We start from the raw sequence: 390 nt of genomic DNA, 5'->3' as shown, positions 1-390 counted from the left end.
CTTTGCTATGTCAAGGCTTCTTGAGTATCCCCTGCTTTTGCAGGGTTTAGAACAATCCCTTTGGCTTGCCAAACAAACTTTTAACTAAACTTCTCTTCTTCTATTGAATTTCTATATTATTTTATATTTTTAATATTTGCACCAAATAAAAATGAAGGTGCAAAAAACAAAGTGCTAAGGAATAACAAGTAAAATCTTTTCATGGACTATATTAAAGAAGTTAAAGAGTTTGTTTGGTATAATTATAAAAGGGTGCAACGCCAAAGGGCTGCAACCCTTTAGCGTTAAATTTACCGCCCAGAAGGGAGGTGAGTTTTAATGCTCAAAATTGTTCTAATAATTATACTCTTAATGCTTTGCTATGTCAAGGCTTCTTGAGTATCCCCTGCT

The organism is Campylobacter sp. BCW_6464 (assembly GCF_001762775.1).
GTDB classification, from domain to species: domain Bacteria; phylum Campylobacterota; class Campylobacteria; order Campylobacterales; family Campylobacteraceae; genus Campylobacter_D; species Campylobacter_D jejuni.
The sequence above is the reverse complement of the archived record's forward strand: the minus strand, read 5'-3'. Positions refer to the sequence as shown.